The 19889-nt window shown below is 60.9% G+C and carries 14 protein-coding genes; 2 read left to right on the top strand and 12 right to left on the bottom strand.

The features are described from left to right. Positions 1–83: 83 nt before the first annotated feature. Together NKH98_RS01750 and NKH98_RS01755 are read right to left on the bottom strand one after the other, a co-directional pair. Complete coding sequence (locus tag NKH98_RS01750; protein WP_352506856.1) at positions 84–749, bottom strand: DUF3450 domain-containing protein; 666 nt, start codon at positions 747–749, stop codon at positions 84–86. A gap of 37 nt (positions 750–786) precedes the next feature. Beyond that, on the bottom strand, positions 787–978 hold the full coding sequence (locus tag NKH98_RS01755) for a hypothetical protein (RefSeq protein ID WP_352896212.1): 192 nt from the start codon (positions 976–978) through the stop codon (positions 787–789). 386 nt (positions 979–1364) lie between these two features. Here NKH98_RS01755 and NKH98_RS01760 point away from each other — a divergent pair, with 386 nt between their 5' ends. After that, the gene (locus tag NKH98_RS01760) at positions 1365–4220 is read left to right on the top strand and encodes a trifunctional glycosyltransferase/class I SAM-dependent methyltransferase/polysaccharide deacetylase (RefSeq protein WP_352896215.1); all 2856 of its coding nucleotides are present in this window, start codon (positions 1365–1367) and stop codon (positions 4218–4220) included. A gap of 86 nt (positions 4221–4306) precedes the next feature. Here the strand turns inward: NKH98_RS01760 and NKH98_RS01765 are convergent, their stop codons facing one another. From NKH98_RS01765 to NKH98_RS01785, 5 genes are all read right to left on the bottom strand, one after another. Continuing rightward, positions 4307–4987 (bottom strand): redoxin domain-containing protein, encoded by a 681-nt coding sequence (locus NKH98_RS01765; protein WP_254818884.1) that lies wholly within the window; start codon positions 4985–4987, stop codon positions 4307–4309. Between the two features lie 19 nt (positions 4988–5006). Beyond that, the gene (locus NKH98_RS01770; protein WP_352896218.1) at positions 5007–8306 is read right to left on the bottom strand and encodes an ATP-binding protein; all 3300 of its coding nucleotides are present in this window, start codon (positions 8304–8306) and stop codon (positions 5007–5009) included. A gap of 211 nt (positions 8307–8517) precedes the next feature. After that, entirely contained in the window at positions 8518–9903 is a 1386-nt protein-coding gene (locus tag NKH98_RS01775) for a hypothetical protein (protein ID WP_352896221.1), read from the bottom strand. 123 nt (positions 9904–10026) lie between these two features. Continuing rightward, positions 10027–10551, bottom strand: coding sequence for a GNAT family N-acetyltransferase (locus NKH98_RS01780; protein ID WP_302895874.1), 525 nt, complete (start codon positions 10549–10551; stop codon positions 10027–10029). A 73-nt stretch (positions 10552–10624) separates the two neighbouring features. Continuing rightward, entirely contained in the window at positions 10625–11440 is an 816-nt protein-coding gene (locus NKH98_RS01785) for a hypothetical protein (RefSeq protein WP_352896223.1), read from the bottom strand. Positions 11441–11637: 197 nt separating this feature from the next. Between NKH98_RS01785 and NKH98_RS01790 the strand changes: the two genes are divergently transcribed. After that, positions 11638–13053: an adenylate/guanylate cyclase domain-containing protein gene (locus NKH98_RS01790; RefSeq protein ID WP_352896226.1), complete on the top strand. Its 1416-nt coding sequence runs from the start codon at positions 11638–11640 to the stop codon at positions 13051–13053. A gap of 51 nt (positions 13054–13104) precedes the next feature. Here the strand turns inward: NKH98_RS01790 and NKH98_RS01795 are convergent, their stop codons facing one another. The 5 genes from NKH98_RS01795 to NKH98_RS01815 all read right to left on the bottom strand — a co-directional run bounded on the left by NKH98_RS01795 (position 13105) and on the right by NKH98_RS01815 (position 19762). Beyond that, entirely contained in the window at positions 13105–13584 is a 480-nt protein-coding gene (locus tag NKH98_RS01795) for a class I SAM-dependent methyltransferase (protein WP_352801162.1), read from the bottom strand. 208 nt (positions 13585–13792) lie between these two features. Then, positions 13793–14974 carry an ABC transporter permease gene (locus tag NKH98_RS01800; RefSeq protein ID WP_254818876.1) on the bottom strand — a complete coding sequence of 394 codons (1182 nt, stop codon included), beginning with the start codon at positions 14972–14974 and terminating at the stop codon, positions 13793–13795. Further along, the gene (locus NKH98_RS01805) at positions 14971–15969 is read right to left on the bottom strand and encodes an ABC transporter permease (RefSeq protein WP_254818875.1); all 999 of its coding nucleotides are present in this window, start codon (positions 15967–15969) and stop codon (positions 14971–14973) included. The genes NKH98_RS01800 and NKH98_RS01805 overlap by 4 nt, the downstream gene beginning before the upstream one ends. A gap of 2 nt (positions 15970–15971) precedes the next feature. Then, complete coding sequence (locus NKH98_RS01810) at positions 15972–17870, bottom strand: ABC transporter substrate-binding protein (protein WP_352801166.1); 1899 nt, start codon at positions 17868–17870, stop codon at positions 15972–15974. After that, positions 17867–19762 (bottom strand): ABC transporter ATP-binding protein, encoded by a 1896-nt coding sequence (locus NKH98_RS01815; protein ID WP_254818873.1) that lies wholly within the window; start codon positions 19760–19762, stop codon positions 17867–17869. The genes NKH98_RS01810 and NKH98_RS01815 overlap by 4 nt, the downstream gene beginning before the upstream one ends. Positions 19763–19889 lie beyond the last annotated feature (127 nt).

The raw sequence follows: 19889 nt of genomic DNA on the forward strand, positions 1-19889 counted from the left end.
GAGCCTCGCGATCAATCTCTGTATCGTTCGAAGCCGCTCTTTTAGGGAGGCTGATTGGGTCGACAGTCGACGTCAAGTTCCCATCAACTCACTTTCCAGGTACGCTCCGAGTTGTTCTTGCTGCCGACGGGATCCTGATTTAGACATTTTGCAACCTCGACAAACAGGCCAGCCAAAAGATTTCGGTCAGTCTTGACATTGCCAAGATCGGAAAACATTTTCTCCATCAGCATCTGAATGCTTTCATTCTTTTGCTTGATTTCCTCACGCAGCAAATGATCGTTTCGATTTATCCGGTCCGCAACTTCCCGCTCAAGCTCGCTCAACTGATCCGACAACGCGCGCACCTGCTTTTCGAGCGCCTGATTTTGCTCGCGAAGATTCCGATCAATCTCCTTATCGGCGTCGGCTCGCGCGTCTTTTTCGTTCCGCAATTGCGCCGCAAGCGAGTCGACCTGCTTCTTTGCATTTGACTCGTACATTTCAAGATTGCGCTTGGCCTCGGATTCGACATCCTTGAAGCGCTGCAAGACCCGTTCTTCAAGCTTGGAAAAGCGGCGGTCATAGTCCTGCATCTGGTTGCCGAACAGCAGATCACGTATCTTGTCGACACCTACAGCGTCGCCGGGAGGCCCGCTCTCGCGAGCCTGGCCCGCCATGAAGTTCAGCCCGCTTCCGTCTGCATTACTTGTCAGATTTGCGTCCGCTTTATTTGCCGAAGAAGCGGTACTCGAAGATTCCTTGGCCATCCCATGCCCCTTCTTTTGACATTGCCACAGCGCTAATTTAGAAACTGATAAACATGTCAGCAAAATAGCCGACCCGCAAGCCGGAATTTTCTCGGCTCAAGTCGGTTCGTGCGTCCCCTTTCGGATAGATTTCGACATGCGGCTCGATCCGGATCAGCTTGCGCTCGTGTCTTCGCCCGCGATCATCTTTTTGCAGATGAAATGCGAGAGCGGAGATGCCCTGGCGCATCGACCTCAGCTCCAAGCCGTCGGGCATGCGCGCTGCCATTCAGCCTGTGTTCAAGTCTTTTTTGCCCGCCTCTAATTCGCCCTTATCTTGACAGCGCAGTGCTGCCAGCCGATGCCATTATCTGGTTTTGACATTCGCCGACTCTTGCCGAAGAAAACGAAAGCTCGATGATCCAGGACAATGCTACCGCAAGGCGGTATGGTACCGATTTTCAATGCCGAGCAAACCGTCGGCACAACGCTTGCCGGCAGGCAGACCTACCAGATACTGAATATAGGGTGATGGACGATGGGTCGACGGACTGATCGGCGTGGATTGTGACGACCTACGCCAAGAAAGATCAACGCGTCTTGTTGTGCCTTCGAACCGGGCGCGGGTAAGACGGCGTGGCGCGTGATCCCTTGGTTTCAATCGTGGTTCCTGCGCACAACGCGGAGGTAACGCTCGCGCGCGCACTCGATTGCCTTCTCGATCAGGAAATAGTGGATTGGGAGGCGATCATCGTCGACGACGCCTCCATGGACCGCACCCCCTCGATCATCGCCGGTTATGTAGAGCACGATGCCCGATTTCGGACGTTGAGGTCTTGCGCGTATAGCGCCGCCGGCGCGCGCAATAGCGGGATTTCGACAGCGCGCGGCCGCTGGCTCATGTTTCTGGATGCCGACGATTGGGTGGATGCCAGCTTCCTCGCAAAAATGCTGGCCGCACTGAAATCCGTTCCCGATGCAGTGGCCGCCTATTGCGGTTCCCGGCGCGAGATGCCCGATGGCGAACTCACCCCGTCGAGCATCGCAACGGAGGTTGCGATTCAGCCCTTCGAGACATTCGCCCGCAGACGTGCCATCGCCATTCACGCGCTGCTGGTCGACCGGGAGACAATTGTCGAGTTGGGCGGTTTCGATGTGTCGCTGCGCACCTGCGAGGACTGGGACCTGTGGCAGCGCCTCGCACGTCTGGGCAAAAATTGGGTGATGGTCGATGAGCCGCTCGCTTTCTATCGGACCAGCCCCAACGCGCTCAGCCGCAGTTCGACGCAGATGCTGGCAGATGCTGAAATCGTGATCGCCCGCGGCTTTTCCGCCGATCCCAGGGTCAAACACCCGGCGTCGGCTCACGCCAATGGAGCGATCGAGGCGAACGGCGGCACCGCCTCCGAGGCACTCGCGTGGTTCGCGTTGTGGAACGCCGCGTCGGATTGCGGCAGCGGCTCGCGCTCGATCAACCCGCAGTCCCTGCGCGCCCTCCCGCCAGGACGCAAATGGGCGCGAGAGATCGCCAAGGTGATCTTCGATGGCCTAGCGGTCGGAAGCCTGTCGGTGCCAGCGCAATTGGCTGCCAGGTGGGACAGGTTCGGCGGCTCCCTCACCGAGTTGATCATCGAACTCGGCAAGGTCTGGAACAATCCCGACGCGGCTCGCCGCGTCCAGTACCATCTTGAGCAAATGCTGCTCGACGTCGACGATCTCGCCGCGCCGCGCAGGCTGGCGCGGACACTTGGAATTCGTGTCGACGCGCGAAATCCGACCACGGTCGAACTTCCGCAAGGAATCGATCAAATCTATGCCTACCTGATGATGGATGGCCAGATCGAGGCTGTCGTGCAATTCGGCGTACTTGGGACAGTGACAAGGGATTATTGGATCGAATTGATCCTGAATGTCGTGCCCCCTGAGCGGCTTGAAGGCCGGTCCGATCCGGACAGTCACTTCGGCAAACTCGCCCAATTCGCCGAGGAAGCGCGGGAGCTGGTTCGGTCGAGCGCCGAACCTGCGGAGCCTCCCCCGGCGCTGCGCCGCGCACGGGCCAGGCACGACAAGGATCGCACGTCGTTCTGGAATGGCTATTTCGCGACCGAGGATCCCTGGAATTACGGTTCGTCCTATGAGCAGGAGAAATATGAGCGGCAGCTCGAAATTCTGCCTGCCGGTCCCATTGGACGGGCGCTTGAGCTGGCCTGTGCGGAAGGCCACTTCACGCGGCAACTGGCGCCGCGCGTGAGCCATTTGACCGCAACTGACATCTCCGCCATAGCCATCGAGCGGGCGCGCGCGCGATGCGGCGATCAGCCGAATGTTGAGTTCGGCGTACTGGATTTCACGGCGGATACGCTGCCGGGTGAGATGGATCTGATCTTCTGTTCGGAAGTGCTCTACTACCTGGATGATCTCGCCGAGTTGCAACGCTTCGCCAAGAAAGTCGTTGAGGCATTGGCGCCTGGCGGCAGCTTCATCAGCGCACACGCATTCGTGCTACGTGACAATCCTGAGAGGACGGGCTTCGACTGGAACACATTCGGTGCACAAGCGATCTCGGAGACGCTGGCAGGGACCGCAGGTCTTGTCCTCGAGCAATCGATCCAGACCGAGCTCTATCGCATAGACCGCTTCCGCCGCCTGTCACCAGGTGACGTGGCGACGGAACCAGTCATTGATCATGTGCCAATCCGCGCGCGCATCGATATGGGGGTCGCGCGAAAAATCGTCTGGGGCGGGGCGCGGGCCTTGCGCCGCGACGTCGCACGTAGCGAGCGGCGGCAGCGTATCCCTGTCCTCATGTATCACAGCGTCTCCGATGAAGGTCCGGCCGCGCTCGCCCGTTTTCGGCTCACGCCCGCCGCATTCGCCAGCCAAATGACATGGCTGCGCGCCAATGGCTTTCACGCGATTAGCTCCGAGCAGCTGGAATGGTTCATTGCCAACCGTCAGCCTTTCGTTGGCCGCCCAGTGCTCATCACCTTCGATGACGGCTTCCAGAACTTTGCCGACCATGCCTGGCCGACCCTGCGCGCGAACGACCTGACCGCGGAAGTGTTCCTGGTGACGGACTTGGTGGGTAAAAGTGCACAGTGGGACGCCTACAGCGGCCCGCCGACGCCACTTATGGACGCCGGGACGGTGCGACGCCTCGCCGGCGAAGGCGCCTTCTTCGGAAGCCATCTGGCGACGCATCGCGCGATCGATGGTCTGTCGAGCTCTGACTTGGCCGCCGAGCTTCTGCGCTCTCGTATGTTCATCGAACGGTGGACCGGTCGGCCAACCGCGGCGTTCGCGGCACCCTTCTCAGTCACCGACCGACGGCTTGGCAGGCTGGCCAAGGAGTGCGGCTATCGAATCGGCTTCGGCGGCAGACACGGGCCGGCGGACCTCGATTGCGATCCCATCGACCTTCCGCGCATCGAGATTCGTGGGGATCGTTCGCTCGATGACTTTGTTGCGGTTGTCGAGGCCGTGCTCGCATGAACCGTGAACTTGTCAGTGTCTAGATTTGTAACAAGTTGGTTCCGCCTTTTGTTCAGCGTCCCGTTCCGCTTACCTCGTTCGCAAGTCTATTGGGCGACTTGGGACACGGCTGACATCAGCTCCTGCGGGCTTGGCGCCCCAAACATGTATCGCCCGCCCTCTGGAACCTCCGTGAAGCTCCAGCGGACGATCCCTTGCCGGTCCAGCAGGAACTGACCGATCAATTGTCCGTGTCCCGTTGCTATCATCTGCTCGTCGGCTTCGGTCAGTTCGTAATGGTCCTTCTTGTTGAGGATTTCGCTGGCCTCAAGAGGATCCATAGGACCGGGCAACTCGCCTGGTATGTCGACCCGCATATCCTTTGCCGCTGCCATCGAGACCTTGTACGGCCAGTTCGTCTCGTTTTGGGTGAATTCGAGATTGGGCAGTCCAAAAGCACGATGTGAAGCGCGTTCAGGGTCGGAGGCCGCAAGCAGATTCGGCATCGGATGGTAACGGAAATAGAGACGCGCCCGTTCGATCGGCGTGTTGACCACCGTCAGGCTCTCCACGCCCTTTTCGCGCAGCTCCGGATCAAGCCGCGCCTGGGCGGCGATATGGCGCCGGCAAAACGCACAATGCAGACCTCGAAACAGGCCGACCAGCACCGGTTTTTGTCCGCGAAAGTCGTCAAGCGCGATCTTGCCTTCCTGGGTAATGGCGTCGAGTACCACGTTCGGCGCACGGTCGCCCGGTTGAAGCGGCACCAAGTCACTACGCGCGGACATTTCCAACCTCCAACCCCGGCTAGTCGAGAAAAGGCAGCACCACGAGCGCTTCCGGGTCGAGCCCGTGCTGGGCGCAAATACCCTGCGCCAGGGAAAAGTAGCGTTCGGCCTCGGCCAGATTGTCGAGGTCGAGATTAAGCGTTGCAAGACCATCATAGCACGGAAACAGCAGTTGGGGTTCGCCCGTTTCGCGGGCTACGTCCAGTGCTTCGTGGAACAAACCAACGGCCAGGTCCGGACGGCCGTTGCACTGATGGATCTGCCCAAGCACGATCAACGGCACCGGCAGGTGCTCGCGCTGGTCGAGCGCCCGGTCGATCTCGATGGCCTTCTCGGCAGCAGGCACGCCCTCCGTTGGACAGCGATCCGTGAAAGTACAACAAGCGACCGCCAGATTGGCGAGGAGGCGCGCCTGGAAACCCAAATCACCAATACGGCGCGCCACTTCAAGACCGCGCCGACAGACCTCCATCGCCTGTGCCGGATCGATGGTCGTGTATAGCACGCCGAGATTGGTGTAGCCGCGGCAAGCCGCGCCCAGCAGACCGGCGGCTTCGGCCAATTCAATGCTACGCTCAATCTGACGCACGGCCTCACGGTTTCGCCCGAGGCGAGCCAGCGCGACAGCCTTGGTATTGAGTGCCTCGGCGGTCACAAGAGTGGCATCACACCCAACCTCGGAGACATGCTCCGTTGTCAGATTGCGTACGCAATCCAGCGCCGCGTCTGCCCATTTTGCCGCGAGAGCGTGATCTCCGCTACGGAACGCCTGTCGGCCACGTTCTTGCCACAGATGCGCCTGCTCGATCGGGGCATCCGCCCCATCGAGGAGCGCTGCCGCCTCAGCATAGCAGGGTTCTGCCTTGTCCCGCTTGCCGACGTCCCAGAGCAGCCGACCGATCTTACGCAAAACTCGCGCCGAGGCGACGCGATTGGCCGATTCGCGGTATGCCTGCAACACTGTCTCGTAGTGGTGGTGCGCGACCTCGCGGCGGCCTGCCGGGCCGCTCAAATCGGCAATGCGCTCTGCAATTGCCAGTTTGAGCGGTGTTTGCCCGATCGCTTCCAATGCTGTCAGTGCTCGCTCGTAGAAACGAAGGGCGTCGTCGTTGGCGTATATCATGCGAGCGCGATCGCCTGCCGCCTGCAGGTAATGCGCGCCCTTCTCCCGCTCGGCGCTCTGTGCGAAATGATGACCGAGCACGGTCAAATCCTCGAGCCGTTCCGGCTTGTCGCCGCACAGTTGCTCCAAGGCAGCACCGACCCGCCCGTGGATGTCGGTCCGGCGTTGCAGGAGCAGATTCTGGTAGATCACGTCCTGCAGCAATGTTTGCGTAAAGCGGTAGCTTTGCGACGAGACCGAGCCTGATCCGGCAACTTCCTCGATAATTTCCGCATCGCAAAGCAGTTCGCAGCCGGCTTCAAGCCGGCCGGGGTCGGCCGTCACGGATTTCAGAAGTGTGGCGTCGAAGCGCGGGCCGATTACCGCAGCCTCCTGGGCCAACCGGCGCACCTCTGGGGGCAGCCGGTCGACGCGGGCAAGCAACATCGCCTGGATAGTGGCGGGGATGCCGGTTGCGACTTCGCCGGCCACAGTCCGCCATCGCTGGCCCTCTCGCATCAGTACACCGCGATCGATAAGGCCGCGAACGATCTCCTCTACAAAAAGGGGGTTGCCGCCCGCGCGCTCGAGGATCTGATCGAGAAGCCCTCCTGCGGAGTTTACCCAGCTCTCGCCGAAAAGCGCCGCGAGCAGCCTGCGTCCGTCATCACTATTGAGCGGCGGAAGCCTGAGCGCTGTGTGACTGACCCGACTTGAGTCGAGCTGGTCGTTGTCCGGCGCCGGACGATGCGTTACCAGCAACATCAACCGCGTGCGTTCTAACCTGTCCATTACGAAACGTAGTGCCTCTAGCGACACGGCGTCGGCCCAGTGCAGGTCTTCGACGACAATCAACAGCGGCGACAACGCAAGCCGCCGTTCGATGATTGTGCGGACCGCGTAGAGAATTTGCCGCCGCAACTGCTCAGGCTCGACATGCTGCAAGGTGGCATCGGGGTCGCCAAGGCCGAGCACATGATAGAGCAAAGGCATCAGCCGCTTCGCCTCCTCGCCCTGCAGGCCGAGATCGGCAAGCAAGCCTGCGAGCTTCCCCCGCATTTCGTCCCCATTGTCGTTTTGCATCATCCCGGCAGCGCTGCGCACCACGGCGCCCAAGGCGCCAAAAGATTGTTCGCCCAGCGGTGAGCACGTGGCCTGCCGCACGACGACGTTGCGAAAACGCTCCTCGTCGCCGACGCGGGCGACGAACTCCTTCACCAGCCGCGATTTCCCGATGCCGGCTTCTCCGACGAGGCGGACAAGTTGGGCCGAGCCGCCGCACGCCTGGTCAAGGCTCGCCATCATTCTATTGAGCTCCGCACCACGACCTATTAGTGGCGCACTGAGGCCGAGCGCCTCTAGCCCGCGCGCTGCACGCGGCACCGCTAGCGGTGCGTCCAGTCGATGGACGAGCACGCTGCCAGCTTTGCCGCGAAACACGACATCACCGAGCGACTCGTAAGAGAAGGCATGCCGGGTCAGCCTGTGAGTGAGCTCGCCTACCAGCACCTCACCCGGTGCGGCCAGCGATTGCAGGCGTTGCGCCGTATTCACTGTGTCGCCGGTCACCGAATAGGATCTGGCGGTGCCGATGCCCAATCCGCCAGTAACGACCGGACCAGTGTTTATGCCGATGTGGAGTAACAGAGGCGAGCCGGAGTGGGGGGTGCTTTCGCCGAGCCGCGCCGTCCGGGCGATCATGTCGAGAGCGGCGCGAAGCGCACGTTCCGGATCGTCCTCATGCGCGACCGGCGCACCGAACAAAGCGAGCAGTGCATCGCCGATGAATTTGTCGACGAAACCACCAAAGTTTCGCACGGCCGCCGTCAATTCCTTGAACAGTTTATTCTGCAGCGCTTGCATGACCTCGGGGTCGAGCTGCTCGCTGAGTGTCGTGAAGCCGCAAAGGTCGGCGAACAGGACCGTTACCGTCCGGCGATCGGCGTCGGAGACGGGATGCAGCCCTTCTTCGCTTTCGATGTTCGGAAGCAGCGACGGAGTTCGAGAAGGCGGCACAATGGTCCGGCTTGGTGCCGGAGCAGGCCGTTCGACGGCTTTTGCGGGCGCACCGACGCTTGCCCCACATTTCGGACAGAACTCGAAATCAGGTGCGCAGGTGTAGCCGCAACTGGCGCATGGCACGGGCTGGCGCCTGCCACACCTCGGACAGAAGGCGTAACCGCCCTCAATCTCGAAACCGCAGCCCGAGCAGTCCATCGAACAAGACCTCACTAGTGGCCGTGACGGCGTGATCTCGCCCGCACTGCACGGCCAGGCTATTCACAAGGATGCACCGATAGCCGTCGACGAGCAAGCGGCAGCGCAAAATGGGCATCGAGCCATCCGTGTGGGTCCGGTGGCAGAGCGCTACGTATGACCTCTTGATGCAACGGTTGGCTCGCTGTCAGCTTGCGGTTGTGACTTAGGCTCAGGTCGGCTTGATCTCTGCCTGGCCGATCTTGCGCCATCTGGCGTTTTCGCGAACCAGTTTTAGATCGCCGGTCGTCTCGGCAAATGTCCGCAATCGGTATTGCCGGAGCAGGTCCGGGAAGAGCGCTCCTTCCGGCAGGCCGGCAAGCTGCTCGCGGACTGAGATCTTTTCATCGATGACCCGCATGCCCCAGGCATTTTCCCGAACCTGCAGCTCCGCAGCCAGATCGCGCTCTTCCGGCGCGTTTTCGTCTAGCGCGGCCAGAAGGATCGAGTGGAAAAGCGCTACATAGCCAATCTGTCTTAGGCCCCCCACGACCCGCGCGCGCGGCAATATGGCAAGGACGAGGAACGTCAGGAACAAGTTCGGCAGCAGCACGCCGTCCAGCAGCGCCTGCCTGAGATACGGCCGCTCGAACGGGATGGAAAGACCTTGCGGCCTGTCGGGCTCGATCAGGTGCCCGTTCTCGAGAACGAGTTTGCGCACGCGCTCCTCGCGAATGCCCCAGAAATAGTCCGTGGCATTGGGCAGGAATCTGCCAAATGGGCTCGATGCGGCCTCTTGCCAGGCACGTTCGAGACGCTGGCGTCTTGCGGGTTCAATGAGCAGTCTGGAAAGAAGGCCGCCGTCATATTCCAGATGCCGCGCCATGGCAGCCGCGGCGGCCCGATCATCGATGAAAACCGGCAGGGCCATGCCGGCACGATCCCAATTGGCGACCAGATCCTGGTTCAGGGCAGTCAGCGCATCGGCGGCGGTTTCAAACACCTTGTCCTGGCTGGCAAGCAGTGTGCCCAGCCAGCGGCTGGCATCCGTTTCATCGCCCACCGCTTCGAGCGCGCGCTTGTTGAGGGAGACGGGACCGGCCACGCAGGCGCTTTTGCGGCACAGTTTGTGGCGCCCCATCCCAAACAGGTTGACCTTGTCGTCGCCGACATCGAGCCATCCCGGCCCCTCCCGGCCAACTGTCTCCATGGTCATCGTCGCTCCCATGAAGCCGACGAAGGCCGCCAGCCCGTTTTCGACCGCGCCGAGCCAGGCAAGCAGGAGGGCATCGAAGGTGATCCGGTCCATCAGAAGCAGGCAGTGCAGGCCGGACTGAATCACCGGTCTGTGCTCGAACTCGTCGAGGGCTTTGCCGATCTCCTCAGGCCGCATAATCCTATCGAGTCGCTGATGCAGGACTTCGCGCAGGATCGAGCGGGCAGCGATCGCCGGGCCCGATGCAGGCCTTGCCACCGGCCGCCACAGATGGCGGGCGTAATCGGAAACCGGTGCATTCCAGTTCTGCTCGATGTCGCGCACGACCTCCGGGCAGAGCAGCGACAGCACAGCCAGAATTTCCGGCGGAGGGGTAGGGGTTGGATCAAAGACGGCGGTCATTGGTCCCGTCTAGCCGCTTGCGGTGTAAACGCCAAGCGAGAGCAGACTTGGTGGATGCAGCCCTGTTCGCTGACTCGGCACGAATTGTCAGATTGGCTAAACAGCTAAGGCAAACGGCGGATCTTAGAACCGCAGCCGGGCCATGCTCAGGAGATCGTGGTACTGCCCGTCGGTAAAGCCGGCCTTCACATGCCGGCCTTCGATCTCAAAGCCGTGGCTCTTGTAGAGACGGAGGGCCGGTTCGTTGTCGGCATAGACGGTCAATTCGACTCGCTTCAGGGCGCGCCAGTTGTCGGCCACGTCAAGCAGCGCGCCAAGTATGGCAGAGCCGATACCTTTGCCGACAAAGGCATCGTCAAGGCCGATATTGATCTCGCCGATGTGCGAACGGCGGGGTGAACCCTGCACGACCAGGCTGCCGTGGCCGACGACCTTGCCGTCCAGCTCGGCAACGATCCAGGTGGTTTCCGGGCCGGACTTGGCGATGCGCCGCGCCACCTGCTCCACCATCTCGAAAGGCATCCTGAGCGTGCCCTGGCGGAAGCCCGGCATGTTGAAAATAGCGCAAAGCGCCTCTGCATCGCTTGGCCGGACGGACCGGAGCAGCGGCTGGCTTTTCTCGGAGGGTGGCGACGTCGTGCTGGTCATGGCGTTCCCGGCGAAGGCAATCGGCCCGGTACGATGCACCGGACGCCACCTGAAAATCCAGCCGTCTCTCAACCTATGATGCCGATTGCGAGCTGAAATACCGGGAGGCGGCGTAGAGTTTGAAGACGCCGCTGATGCCGATCCAGCCGAAAAGCGTGAGCCAGCACAATGTCCCGATCGCCGTCCAGTCGATCCGGTGCACCGCAGCGTCGGTGATGACGACGCCGAGGATGGCAAGCAGGCCAACCAGAAACTGTGCCAACCCGAGCTCCTCGCGCGGCGCGCTTCTCCAGACGAGATATATACCGCCCGCACCGGCGAGGAAGATTGCGCTGTAGACCTGAGCGTGGAAGGCATCGATCGGCCATGGCCAGATGCCACTGAATGTCAGGGGAAACAGCAACAGGCCGATGCCATAGAGCCCAAGGATCGCGGATTCCACCGGCATGTAGCCGCGCCATGCGGGATTTAAGATCACGCCTTTCGCAGAAGGACGGGCTCTGGCCCGCCACAGGAACAGCCCGGATACCGCGACCGAAGCAAGATAGACCAAAAACCACAGCCAGGGCGCTTTGCGCTCGAAGTTGAAATAGCCGAGATTGATGAACGAAGCCACCGACACGATGACGGTGAAGATGAAGGCCATGACGAGCACGAGCCTGCCGGGCGACCAGCGATTCCAGACCAGCAGCGCCGCCATCACGACCATTTCGGCGGTGTAGAAGCCGCCGAGAAAGCGCGCATTGAACGGCGTGACGGCCCAAGGCCAGCCCGGTTTGACCAGAACAGGCACGAAAAACAGGCCGGCGCCTACGATCAGGACGATGATGACGACCGCAGAGAAAAGGCGCAGGGTCGCGGGAAATGGCGGATTGTCGGATGTCGGCATGGGAGAAAATCCCAAAGATGAAGGCTCCATGGACCATATAATGCTGCTTGCGGCCGGTTAAAATCGGCCTAAGTGAACGGTCACCAGGCTTATCCATTCGAATGGCCGCACGGTTCGTTTCGAAGTAAGATGGAGCATTCGGACCAAAGACCGGTCCGGTCAAAACGCCACGGGGTGCATTTTCCGGAGCCTGCACAATGAACGAAGCTCAGGATCTGTTCTCACTTCTGCGACAATCGGCCGATGTCGATCCACAGGCGATCGACGCGATCAAGCGAACCATCGCGGAGGGCGAGGACCGCGAACTTTGCCGCATCAATGCGCCAGCCTTCGCCAGCAAGCATGGCCTCGACGAGGAGCGCGCAATAAGCGCCTTTCTCCATGCCGCGCGGGTGGGCATCTTCGACATTTCCTGGAATGTTCTGTGCCCCGGCTGTGGCGGCGTCCTCGACACCAACGCCACGCTGAAAACCCTGCAAAAGGACGAATACACCTGCGCGCTGTGCTCCGAGGGCTATTCGCCGACCCTCGACGAGATGGTCGAGGTGACATTCACCGTCAGTCCCCGCGTGCGCAGGATTGCCGCCCACAATCCACACGAACTGCCGGTGGCGGAATATTTCCGCCAGATCTACTGGGCGTCCGGCGTCGATCTGCCGGAAGAGCATTTCGCGGAAAAGATGGAAACGTTCTCGCTGGAGGATATCGAGCTTGCGCCCGGTGAAAAGGCGGTTCTGCCCATACAGCTTCCGTCCGAATTCATCATCGTCTTCGAGCCGGTCACCCACTCGGCGCAGTTCATCGACGGGAAGGGCGAACCAACAAAGGAGCGCCGGAGCCTCTCTTTGGTTTTCGACCGCGACCATGTCCAGAACCAGACGCTGGAGATGCAACCCGGCCCGTTGCGCATTTCGCTGGAAAACCGGACCGACACCCGCGTGCTGCCGACGGTCTTCATCGCCAGCCAGGCATTGCATGATTTCCTGGGAAAACGCCGGCCCTTCCTGACCGCCAAGCGCCTGCTCACCAACCAGACGTTCCGCGATCTCTATCGCACGGATACACTCGACATCAACCAGCGCCTGAAGATCACCAGCCTGACGTTCCTGTTCACCGACCTGCGCGGATCGACCGAGCTTTACGAGCGGGTGGGCGACCTTTCAGCCTTCGATCTCGTACGCGAGCATTTCCAGGTTCTGCACGAGATCGTCACGGCGGAGGCAGGCGCGGTGGTGAAGACGATCGGTGATGCGGTGATGGCGACCTTCGCGACGCCCGATCGTGCGATCGCTGCAGCCCTCAGGATGCGCGATGCCATGCGTACGCTCAACGACAAGAGCGGGCGCGAGGATCTGCTGCTCAAGATCGGAGTCCATGCCGGCCCCTGCATCGCCGTGTCTATGAATGAGCGACAGGACTATTTCGGCCAGACGGTCAACATTGCTTCGCGGGTCCAGAACCTTGCCAACGCACAGGCGATCTTCGCCACTCGAGCGGTGGTCGACGACAATCTCACCGCTGATCTCTTGCACAGGAATGCGCTGACGCCCGTGCCCCACGAGGTCTCGCTGCGCGGCATTGACCGGGAGATAGCAGTATACACGATCCCCTGAAGGTTCGGCCCCTGAAGGCTTGGCCCTGAAGATTTGGCTCGTCCCGGCCCCTCACACACGCCTATAGATAAAATAACGATCGGCGGGAACCGAAGGTGGCGGCGGGAGGCGTTGCAACTGCGGGTGATCGAGCGGCGTGCCGCTGACCGCGATGCCGCCGACGCGAAGTAGGCGCGCGGTCAGATCGGGAAGCCAGGTAGAGATCACTGCATCGCGATCTTCATAGCCGGTGCCGATGTCGGCATGAACAAGGGCGGCGTCGATGCCAATGAACCTGCTCGCCGTCTCGCGTATTTCGCCGAGCACGAGGTTTTCAGCTTCGGGAATTGAGCTGGCGTGTGCGGCAAGTGCGCGGTCGAACGCTATGATCCGGCGTCCGGGCAGGCGCTCGCGCAAATGGTGGAACGTCCGGCCATTACCGAGGCCGAGCTCGAGCACGGGGCCCTCTATCTTCGCCACCTCGGCGCAGACATGATCGAGTATGTCGCGCTGTGCGGTCATCCTCCGGATGAAACTGTCGAGGCGACTCATGCGCGATTGTATCTCCTGAACAAGTCCACGAAATCAACTGCCCCCGACCAGAGCGTTTCGCGGCTGAAACCAGAGGCGACGTGTTAACCCCCGATCGAGTCTTGCCGCGTGTAGAGGCGAACGATGAACACTGCAACAAGCGAACAGGCTGCCGACAAGGATCATACCGGGTGGAGTCGGCGGCGCGGCGCGCGGCGGTATGGTGATGTCACTTGTAGGGGTCCGCGGCGTCCCGCAACCCATCGCCGAGGAAGTTGAACGCCAAGATGACGAGAACGACGGGGAGCATCGGTAAAAGCAGCCATGGATAGAACGCGATCACGCTGACGCTGCGCGCCTCGGTGAGCAGGATGCCCCAGCTGGTTATCGGCGCCCTCAGGCCGAGCCCGAGGAAGCTCAGCGCTGTCTCGCCCAGGATCATGCCGGGTATGGAGATCGTTGCCGTCGCGATCAGATGCGACATGAAGCCGGGGATGAGATGCCGCCGTATAATGCGGCTGCTTCTGGCACCCATCAATTGCGCAGCCAGAACGTAATCCTCCTCGCGCAAGGCTAGAAGCTTCGAACGCACGGCCCGCGCCAGTCCGGTCCAGTCGAGCAGCCCGAGGATGACGGTAATGCCGAAATAGATCAGGATCGGACTCCAGGTTATCGGCATGATCGCCGCCAGAGCCAGCCATAGCGGAATGCTGGGGATCGATTGCAGAACTTCGATTATCCGTTGAACGATCAGATCGAAGATACCGCCGTGATAGCCGGCCAGTCCGCCGATGACAATGCCGAGCAGGAAACTGAAACTGATGCCGACGAGGCCTATTGTCAGTGAAATGCGTGCGCCATAGATGATGCGCGAGAGCACATCGCGCCCCAGCCTGTCAGTGCCGGCCAGAAAGAGCTGGCCGTTTTCGGCGGGGCAGACAAAATGCCTGTCACCTTCGATCAGGCCCCAGAACCGGTACTTGTCGCCCTTGCAGAAGAAACGGATCCGCTGAACATCATCCTGTTGCTCGATGTAGTTCCGCTTGAGCGTGTCCATATCCAGCGTCATCTGGCGGCCATAGACGAACGGCCCGACGAACTGGCCGTTGTGGAACAGGTGCACCCGTTGCGGCGGCGAATAGATGTAGTCCATGTTGCGCGTGTGCAGATCGTAGGGCGCCAGGAACTCGCAGATCAGTATCCCGAAATAAAGCGTTGCCAGGAATATGCCGGATACAAGGGCAAGCCGGTGCCGGCGGAATTTCCACCACATCAGCCGCAGCTGCGACGCCTGAAAGACCTTCTCCTGCTCCGGCGTCATCGCCTCGACCGACTGCAGGTCAAAGGGCTCGATGGAAACGTAGTGTTGCAGTGGGGCACCCGGAGCGGGCAGCGGCGATTGCGTGTTCATTTGGTGCTGCCGCCTTGCAAACGAATTCGCGGATCAAGTAGCGCCAGCGCCAGGTCGGAAATCAGGACGCCGATGACCGTCAGGAAGGCGAGGAACATCAGGAACGACCCTGCGAGATACATGTCCTGGCTTTGCAGCGCCTTGATCAGCATCGGCCCGGTCGTTTCCAAAGACAGCACGATCGCCGTGATTTCGGCACCGGAGATGATGGCCGGCAGGATAGAGCCGATATCCGAAATGAAGAAATTGAGCGCCATGCGCAGCGGATATTTGACCAGCGCCCTGAAGGGATGAAGGCCTTTGGCGCGCGCGGTCACGACATATTGCTTATGCAGCTCATCGAGCAGATTGGCGCGCAGCCGCCGGATCATGCTTGCCGTGCCCCCGGTGCCGATGATCAAGACCGGGATCCAGAGATGGGCGAGGATCGACTTCGCCTTGGCCCAGCTCATCGGCTCGCCGAGATATTGCTGGTCCATGAGGTGGCCGATGGACGTGCCGAACCAGATGTTGGCGAAATACATCAGGATCAGCGCCAGCATGAAGTTCGGAATCGCAAGGCCGAGAAGGCCGAAGAAAGTCAGGCCGTAGTCGCCCCAGCTGTATTGATGCGTGGCGGAGTACATGCCGATCGGAAAGGCAATGAGCCAGGTGAAGATGATCGTGACGAAGGAAACCAGCACCGTCAGCCACATTCGGTCCCCGACGACGTCGCGAACCGGCAGCTCATATTCGAAGGAATAGCCGAAATCGCCGTGCAGCATCCCGCCGACCCAGTAGAAGTAGCGAATGACCGGTGGCTTATCGAAACCATATTCCTTGCGCATCATCTCGATGCGATCGGAATCCACCGCTTCGCCCTGAGCCCGAAGCTCGGCAACATAGCTGTCGAAATAGTCGCCTGGGGGAAGTTCGATGATCGTGAACACCAGTGCCGATATGACCAGCAGCGTTGGAACCATCACGGCGATGCGCCAGACCAAATATCGAAGCACGCTCAGGACTCTCCAAGCCAGAATGTATCCGGCATATAGACACCGAAATAGGCGGTCGGGTCGTAGCCGTAAAGCGCCTTGTCGGGCAGATTGCGCAGCCGCGAGGATGCCAGAACCGGCTGATGCGTTCCGTTCACCGTGCCGATCGAAAACACCTGATCGGTATAGATCGACAGCATTGAATTCCAGATCTCGGCGCGCTCCGTGGCTTCGGTCGATGCGTTCCAGCGCTTGAGTAAATCCATCAACTCGACCACGGGCGGAAGATCGGGCGCTTCGCCGACCTTGCCACGGGACAAGTAGTGAGCACCCCAGAGCGGCCATTGCAGCTGGTCGTCGACGGTGGGGGCCAGTTGGTAGGGGTTCATGTCGGCGGTCGGCACGCCATTGTCGATGCCCGACCACATCGACATCATGATCTGGCCACCAAGCGCGCGGCTGCGGAAGATGTCGCGCTGCGAAGTCCGGATGAACAGAGCGATGCCGATCTTGCGCCAGTGATCAGTGATGAGCTCGAGCGCGTCGGTTTCCAGCGTGCTTTCGCCGGCCGTTTCCACTACGAGCTGCGCCGGGCGTCCGTCGGGAAGTATCCGCAGGCCGTCATCGTCACGCGCCTGAAGCCCGACCTCGTCGAGCAGGGCATTGGCCTGGTCGGGATCATGGGCGACCCAGGCTTTCGCGAATTCCGGCCGGTAGAGCGGGCTCTCCGGCAGGACCGTATCGGCACTTTCCTGCGCCAACCCGTAGAACACGGCCAAATTGATCTCGCGCCTGTCCACAGCGAGCGAAAGTGCGCGGCGCACGCGCACGTCACGAAAAAGGCCGCGCCACACCTGGTCGGCACAATTCAGATTGGGCAGCAGCGCCAGCCGCGAACCTTGTGTGCGTTTCCAGAGATGCATCTTCACCGGGTAGCGCTTCTCCGCATCCTTCAGGAAGGCGTAATCGGTGAAGTCAATTCCCATGCCTTGCAAGTCGCTCTCGCCCGCACCGGTCTTGGCGGAAATGATCGCCGACGAGCTGACGTTCATGACTATCCGGTCGACATAGGGCAGTTGCCGGCCATTCTCGTCTATTCGATGAAAGAACGGGTTCCGCTCGAAGACGAACTGCTCAGCCGGCGGCTTGGTCCGGTTCTGCCAGGGATCGAGCGTCGGCAGTTCCGGGTTCTCCGGGCGATATTGCCGCGACATGCGGATATGCAAGAGCGTCCATTTCTTGGCCCGGTTCTCCTTCATTAAACCGGCGAGCCGGAATGGATCCTGGTATTTCTTGTGGAACTGCTTGAGATAGGCGGCCGGCAGAACAAGCGATAGGGGCGAAGCAGCGGCGAGCTTGGGCAGGAAGTCGGGATTGGGCGCATCCCAACTGTAGCGGACCGTCAACGGATCGACGATTTCGAAGCGTGGCGGCTTGCCGTCCGCCAGCAGGGCCGGGGCGAGCCCGCCTTGCGAAAGCTCATCGTTCAGCCAGACATCTTCCCAGCAATAGCGAAAATCCTCCGACGTCAGCAGGCTACCGTCAGACCATTTATGTCCTTCTCGTATCTTGAAAGTGAAGACACGATCATCCGCTACATCGAAACTTTCGAGAATGTCGGCTTGCAGGTTAAGCTTTTCGTCATAGCCGACCAGGCGAGCGTACCCGTAGATCGTCATCATCCGGATATCTTTCTGGCTGCCGATGATCGTGCGCAGCGTGCCGCCATATTGGCCGGGCTGCCGGCCCATCGCAGCGAGATTCAACGCGCGCGGGCGCTTGGGCAGGCGTTCGGCGAGTGCCGGCAGCGCCCTGGCCTTCAGCTGCGGCTGAAGAAATTCCGGCTCCAGATCGCCGGCGCGCAACGTGCCCGGCAGAAATGCCGAAGCCATGAGTCCAAGGACGGTGCGCCGGCTGATCAATGGCGTAGCTCGCTGACATCGGCCGAACGTCGCGCCAGCACGAGGTGGCCGCCGCCAAGATCGAGCGGCGACAGCATGTCCTCGTCGCCCTGGTCGCGGAATTGCGGTCCCCATGCGCTGGTATCGGAAGCGCCGCTGAGCTTCAGAGTCTTGAAATCCATCGGCCTGTCGAGATCGGGGAAAGGGACTGCGGCGACCAGTGAGCGCGTGTAGGGGTGGACCGGTTTCCTAAGCAGAATTTCGCGCGGCGCTAGCTCGACGATACGCCCGCCGCACATCACCGCGATGCGGTCTGCCATGTAGTCCACCACCGCCAGGTTGTGGGATATGAACAGGTAGGTCAGGCCCAGTTCCTTCTGCAGGTCCTTCAGAAGATTCAGGATCTGCGCCTGGACAGAGACATCGAGTGCCGAAACTGGCTCGTCGCAGATCAGGAGTTCAGGCCCCAGCGCCAACGCGCGCGCGATGCCGATACGCTGACGCTGTCCGCCGGAGAAACTGTGCGGATAACGCTTTATGAAGCGCGGGTCGAGTCCGATTGCCTGCATCAGGTTCTTGACCGTGGCGAGTCGGGACGCGGCATTGCCACGTTGATGGATTTCCAGCGGCTCGCTCAAAATGTTCTCCACCGTCATGCGAGGTGAAAGCGACGAAACCGGATCCTGGAAGACCATCTGGATTTTCGCGCGCAGCATGCGCAGAGCGTCTCCCTCGGCTTTCAAGACGTCGATCGGACCATCGCGGCCGTTGAAGATCACAGAGCCGCCGCTAGGGGTGACAGCCCGCATGAGGACCTTGCTGACGGTGGTTTTGCCGGAGCCGCTTTCGCCGACAAGACCCAGGCACTCGCCCCGCCTGATATCAAAGCTCACGCCGTCCACGGCGCGAACAGAGGTTTGATGACCTCCGCCGAACCATCCGGACTTGCGGATCGTGAAAGTCTTTGTCATATCCCTGACCGACAGCAGGAGATCGTCCGGCCCCTTCGATGCCGGCGCCGTCTGCTTGCCGAGCAGGTTCCCGACATTCACCGGCACCTCGCGGAGCGCCTTTAGCCTTTCGCCGGGCTTCAAGTCGAAATGCGGAACGGCGGCCATCAGGCCCTTCAGGTAAGGGTGGCCCGGCCGGCGGAATATCGCCTCCACAGGTCCCGCTTCCATGATCTCGCCATGGTACATGACCACCACCTCGTCGGCGACATTGGCGACGACGCCAAGGTCGTGCGTGATCAGCAGCATCGCCATGTTCAGCTTCGTCTGAAGCTCGCGCAGCAATTGCAGGATTTGCGCCTGGATGGTGACGTCCAACGCCGTTGTCGGCTCGTCGGCGATCAACAGGGCGGGCCGGCAGATAAGCGCCATGGCGATCATGGCGCGTTGACGCAATCCTCCCGAAAGTTCAAAGGGATACATGTCATAGGCGCGCTTGGGGTTGGGAAAGCCGACAAGTCCGAGCATTTCCTCGGTCCGCGCCTTGCGCTCCACCCGAGCCGTGGGCGTATGAATCTGCAGGGATTCGCTGACCTGATTGCCGATCGTATGCAGCGGCGACAGTGATGTCATCGGCTCCTGAAATATTTTGCCGATGCGGCTGCCTCTCAACGCCCGGATTTCGGGTCCGTCACGCGGCATCTGCAGGATATCCTGCGTCGTGCCGGGCTTTTCAGGATCGGAAAACAGGATACGGCCGCGAACATGGGCTGTGTTCGGCAAAATGCCCATCACAGCCTGGCTGAGAACCGATTTTCCGGAACCGGACTCGCCCACAAGCGCGGTAACCTTGCCGGGCAAGACGCGAAGATTCGCACGCCTGACGGCATGCAACGGTCCCCCTATAATGGCAAAAGAGATGCCAACATCCTCGATCCGAAGCAGATCAACGCCCAAATTCATTCTCACACCAGCCCCCACTCTGGCCGCTCCAGAAGGCGAGACTAGCGCATTGCCAGCCTAGAGCAACTTGGATTCGAACAGTCGCCAGTTCCCTGGCGGAACCGGCGATCGGACTGCATACCAAACG

Origin of the sequence: Mesorhizobium sp. M0833 (assembly GCF_040319905.1) — a bacterium.
In the GTDB taxonomy this organism is placed as follows: Bacteria; Pseudomonadota; Alphaproteobacteria; order Rhizobiales; family Rhizobiaceae; genus Mesorhizobium.

What these genes read in the sequence shown, in the direction of transcription:
- NKH98_RS01750 (WP_352506856.1), bottom strand. Translation starts at nt 749, where the DNA reads ATGGCCAAGGAATCTTCGAGTACCGCTTCTTCGGCAAATAAAGCGGAC.
- NKH98_RS01755 (WP_352896212.1), bottom strand. Translation starts at nt 978, where the DNA reads ATGCGCCAGGGCATCTCCGCTCTCGCATTTCATCTGCAAAAAGATGAT.
- NKH98_RS01765 (WP_254818884.1), bottom strand. Translation starts at nt 4,987, where the DNA reads ATGTCCGCGCGTAGTGACTTGGTGCCGCTTCAACCGGGCGACCGTGCG.
- NKH98_RS01770 (WP_352896218.1), bottom strand. Translation starts at nt 8,306, where the DNA reads ATGGACTGCTCGGGCTGCGGTTTCGAGATTGAGGGCGGTTACGCCTTC.
- NKH98_RS01775 (WP_352896221.1), bottom strand. Translation starts at nt 9,903, where the DNA reads ATGACCGCCGTCTTTGATCCAACCCCTACCCCTCCGCCGGAAATTCTG.
- NKH98_RS01780 (WP_302895874.1), bottom strand. Translation starts at nt 10,551, where the DNA reads ATGACCAGCACGACGTCGCCACCCTCCGAGAAAAGCCAGCCGCTGCTC.
- NKH98_RS01785 (WP_352896223.1), bottom strand. Translation starts at nt 11,440, where the DNA reads ATGCCGACATCCGACAATCCGCCATTTCCCGCGACCCTGCGCCTTTTC.
- NKH98_RS01790 (WP_352896226.1), top strand. Translation starts at nt 11,638, where the DNA reads ATGAACGAAGCTCAGGATCTGTTCTCACTTCTGCGACAATCGGCCGAT.
- NKH98_RS01795 (WP_352801162.1), bottom strand. Translation starts at nt 13,584, where the DNA reads ATGAGTCGCCTCGACAGTTTCATCCGGAGGATGACCGCACAGCGCGAC.
- NKH98_RS01800 (WP_254818876.1), bottom strand. Translation starts at nt 14,974, where the DNA reads ATGAACACGCAATCGCCGCTGCCCGCTCCGGGTGCCCCACTGCAACAC.
- NKH98_RS01815 (WP_254818873.1), bottom strand. Translation starts at nt 19,762, where the DNA reads ATGAATTTGGGCGTTGATCTGCTTCGGATCGAGGATGTTGGCATCTCT.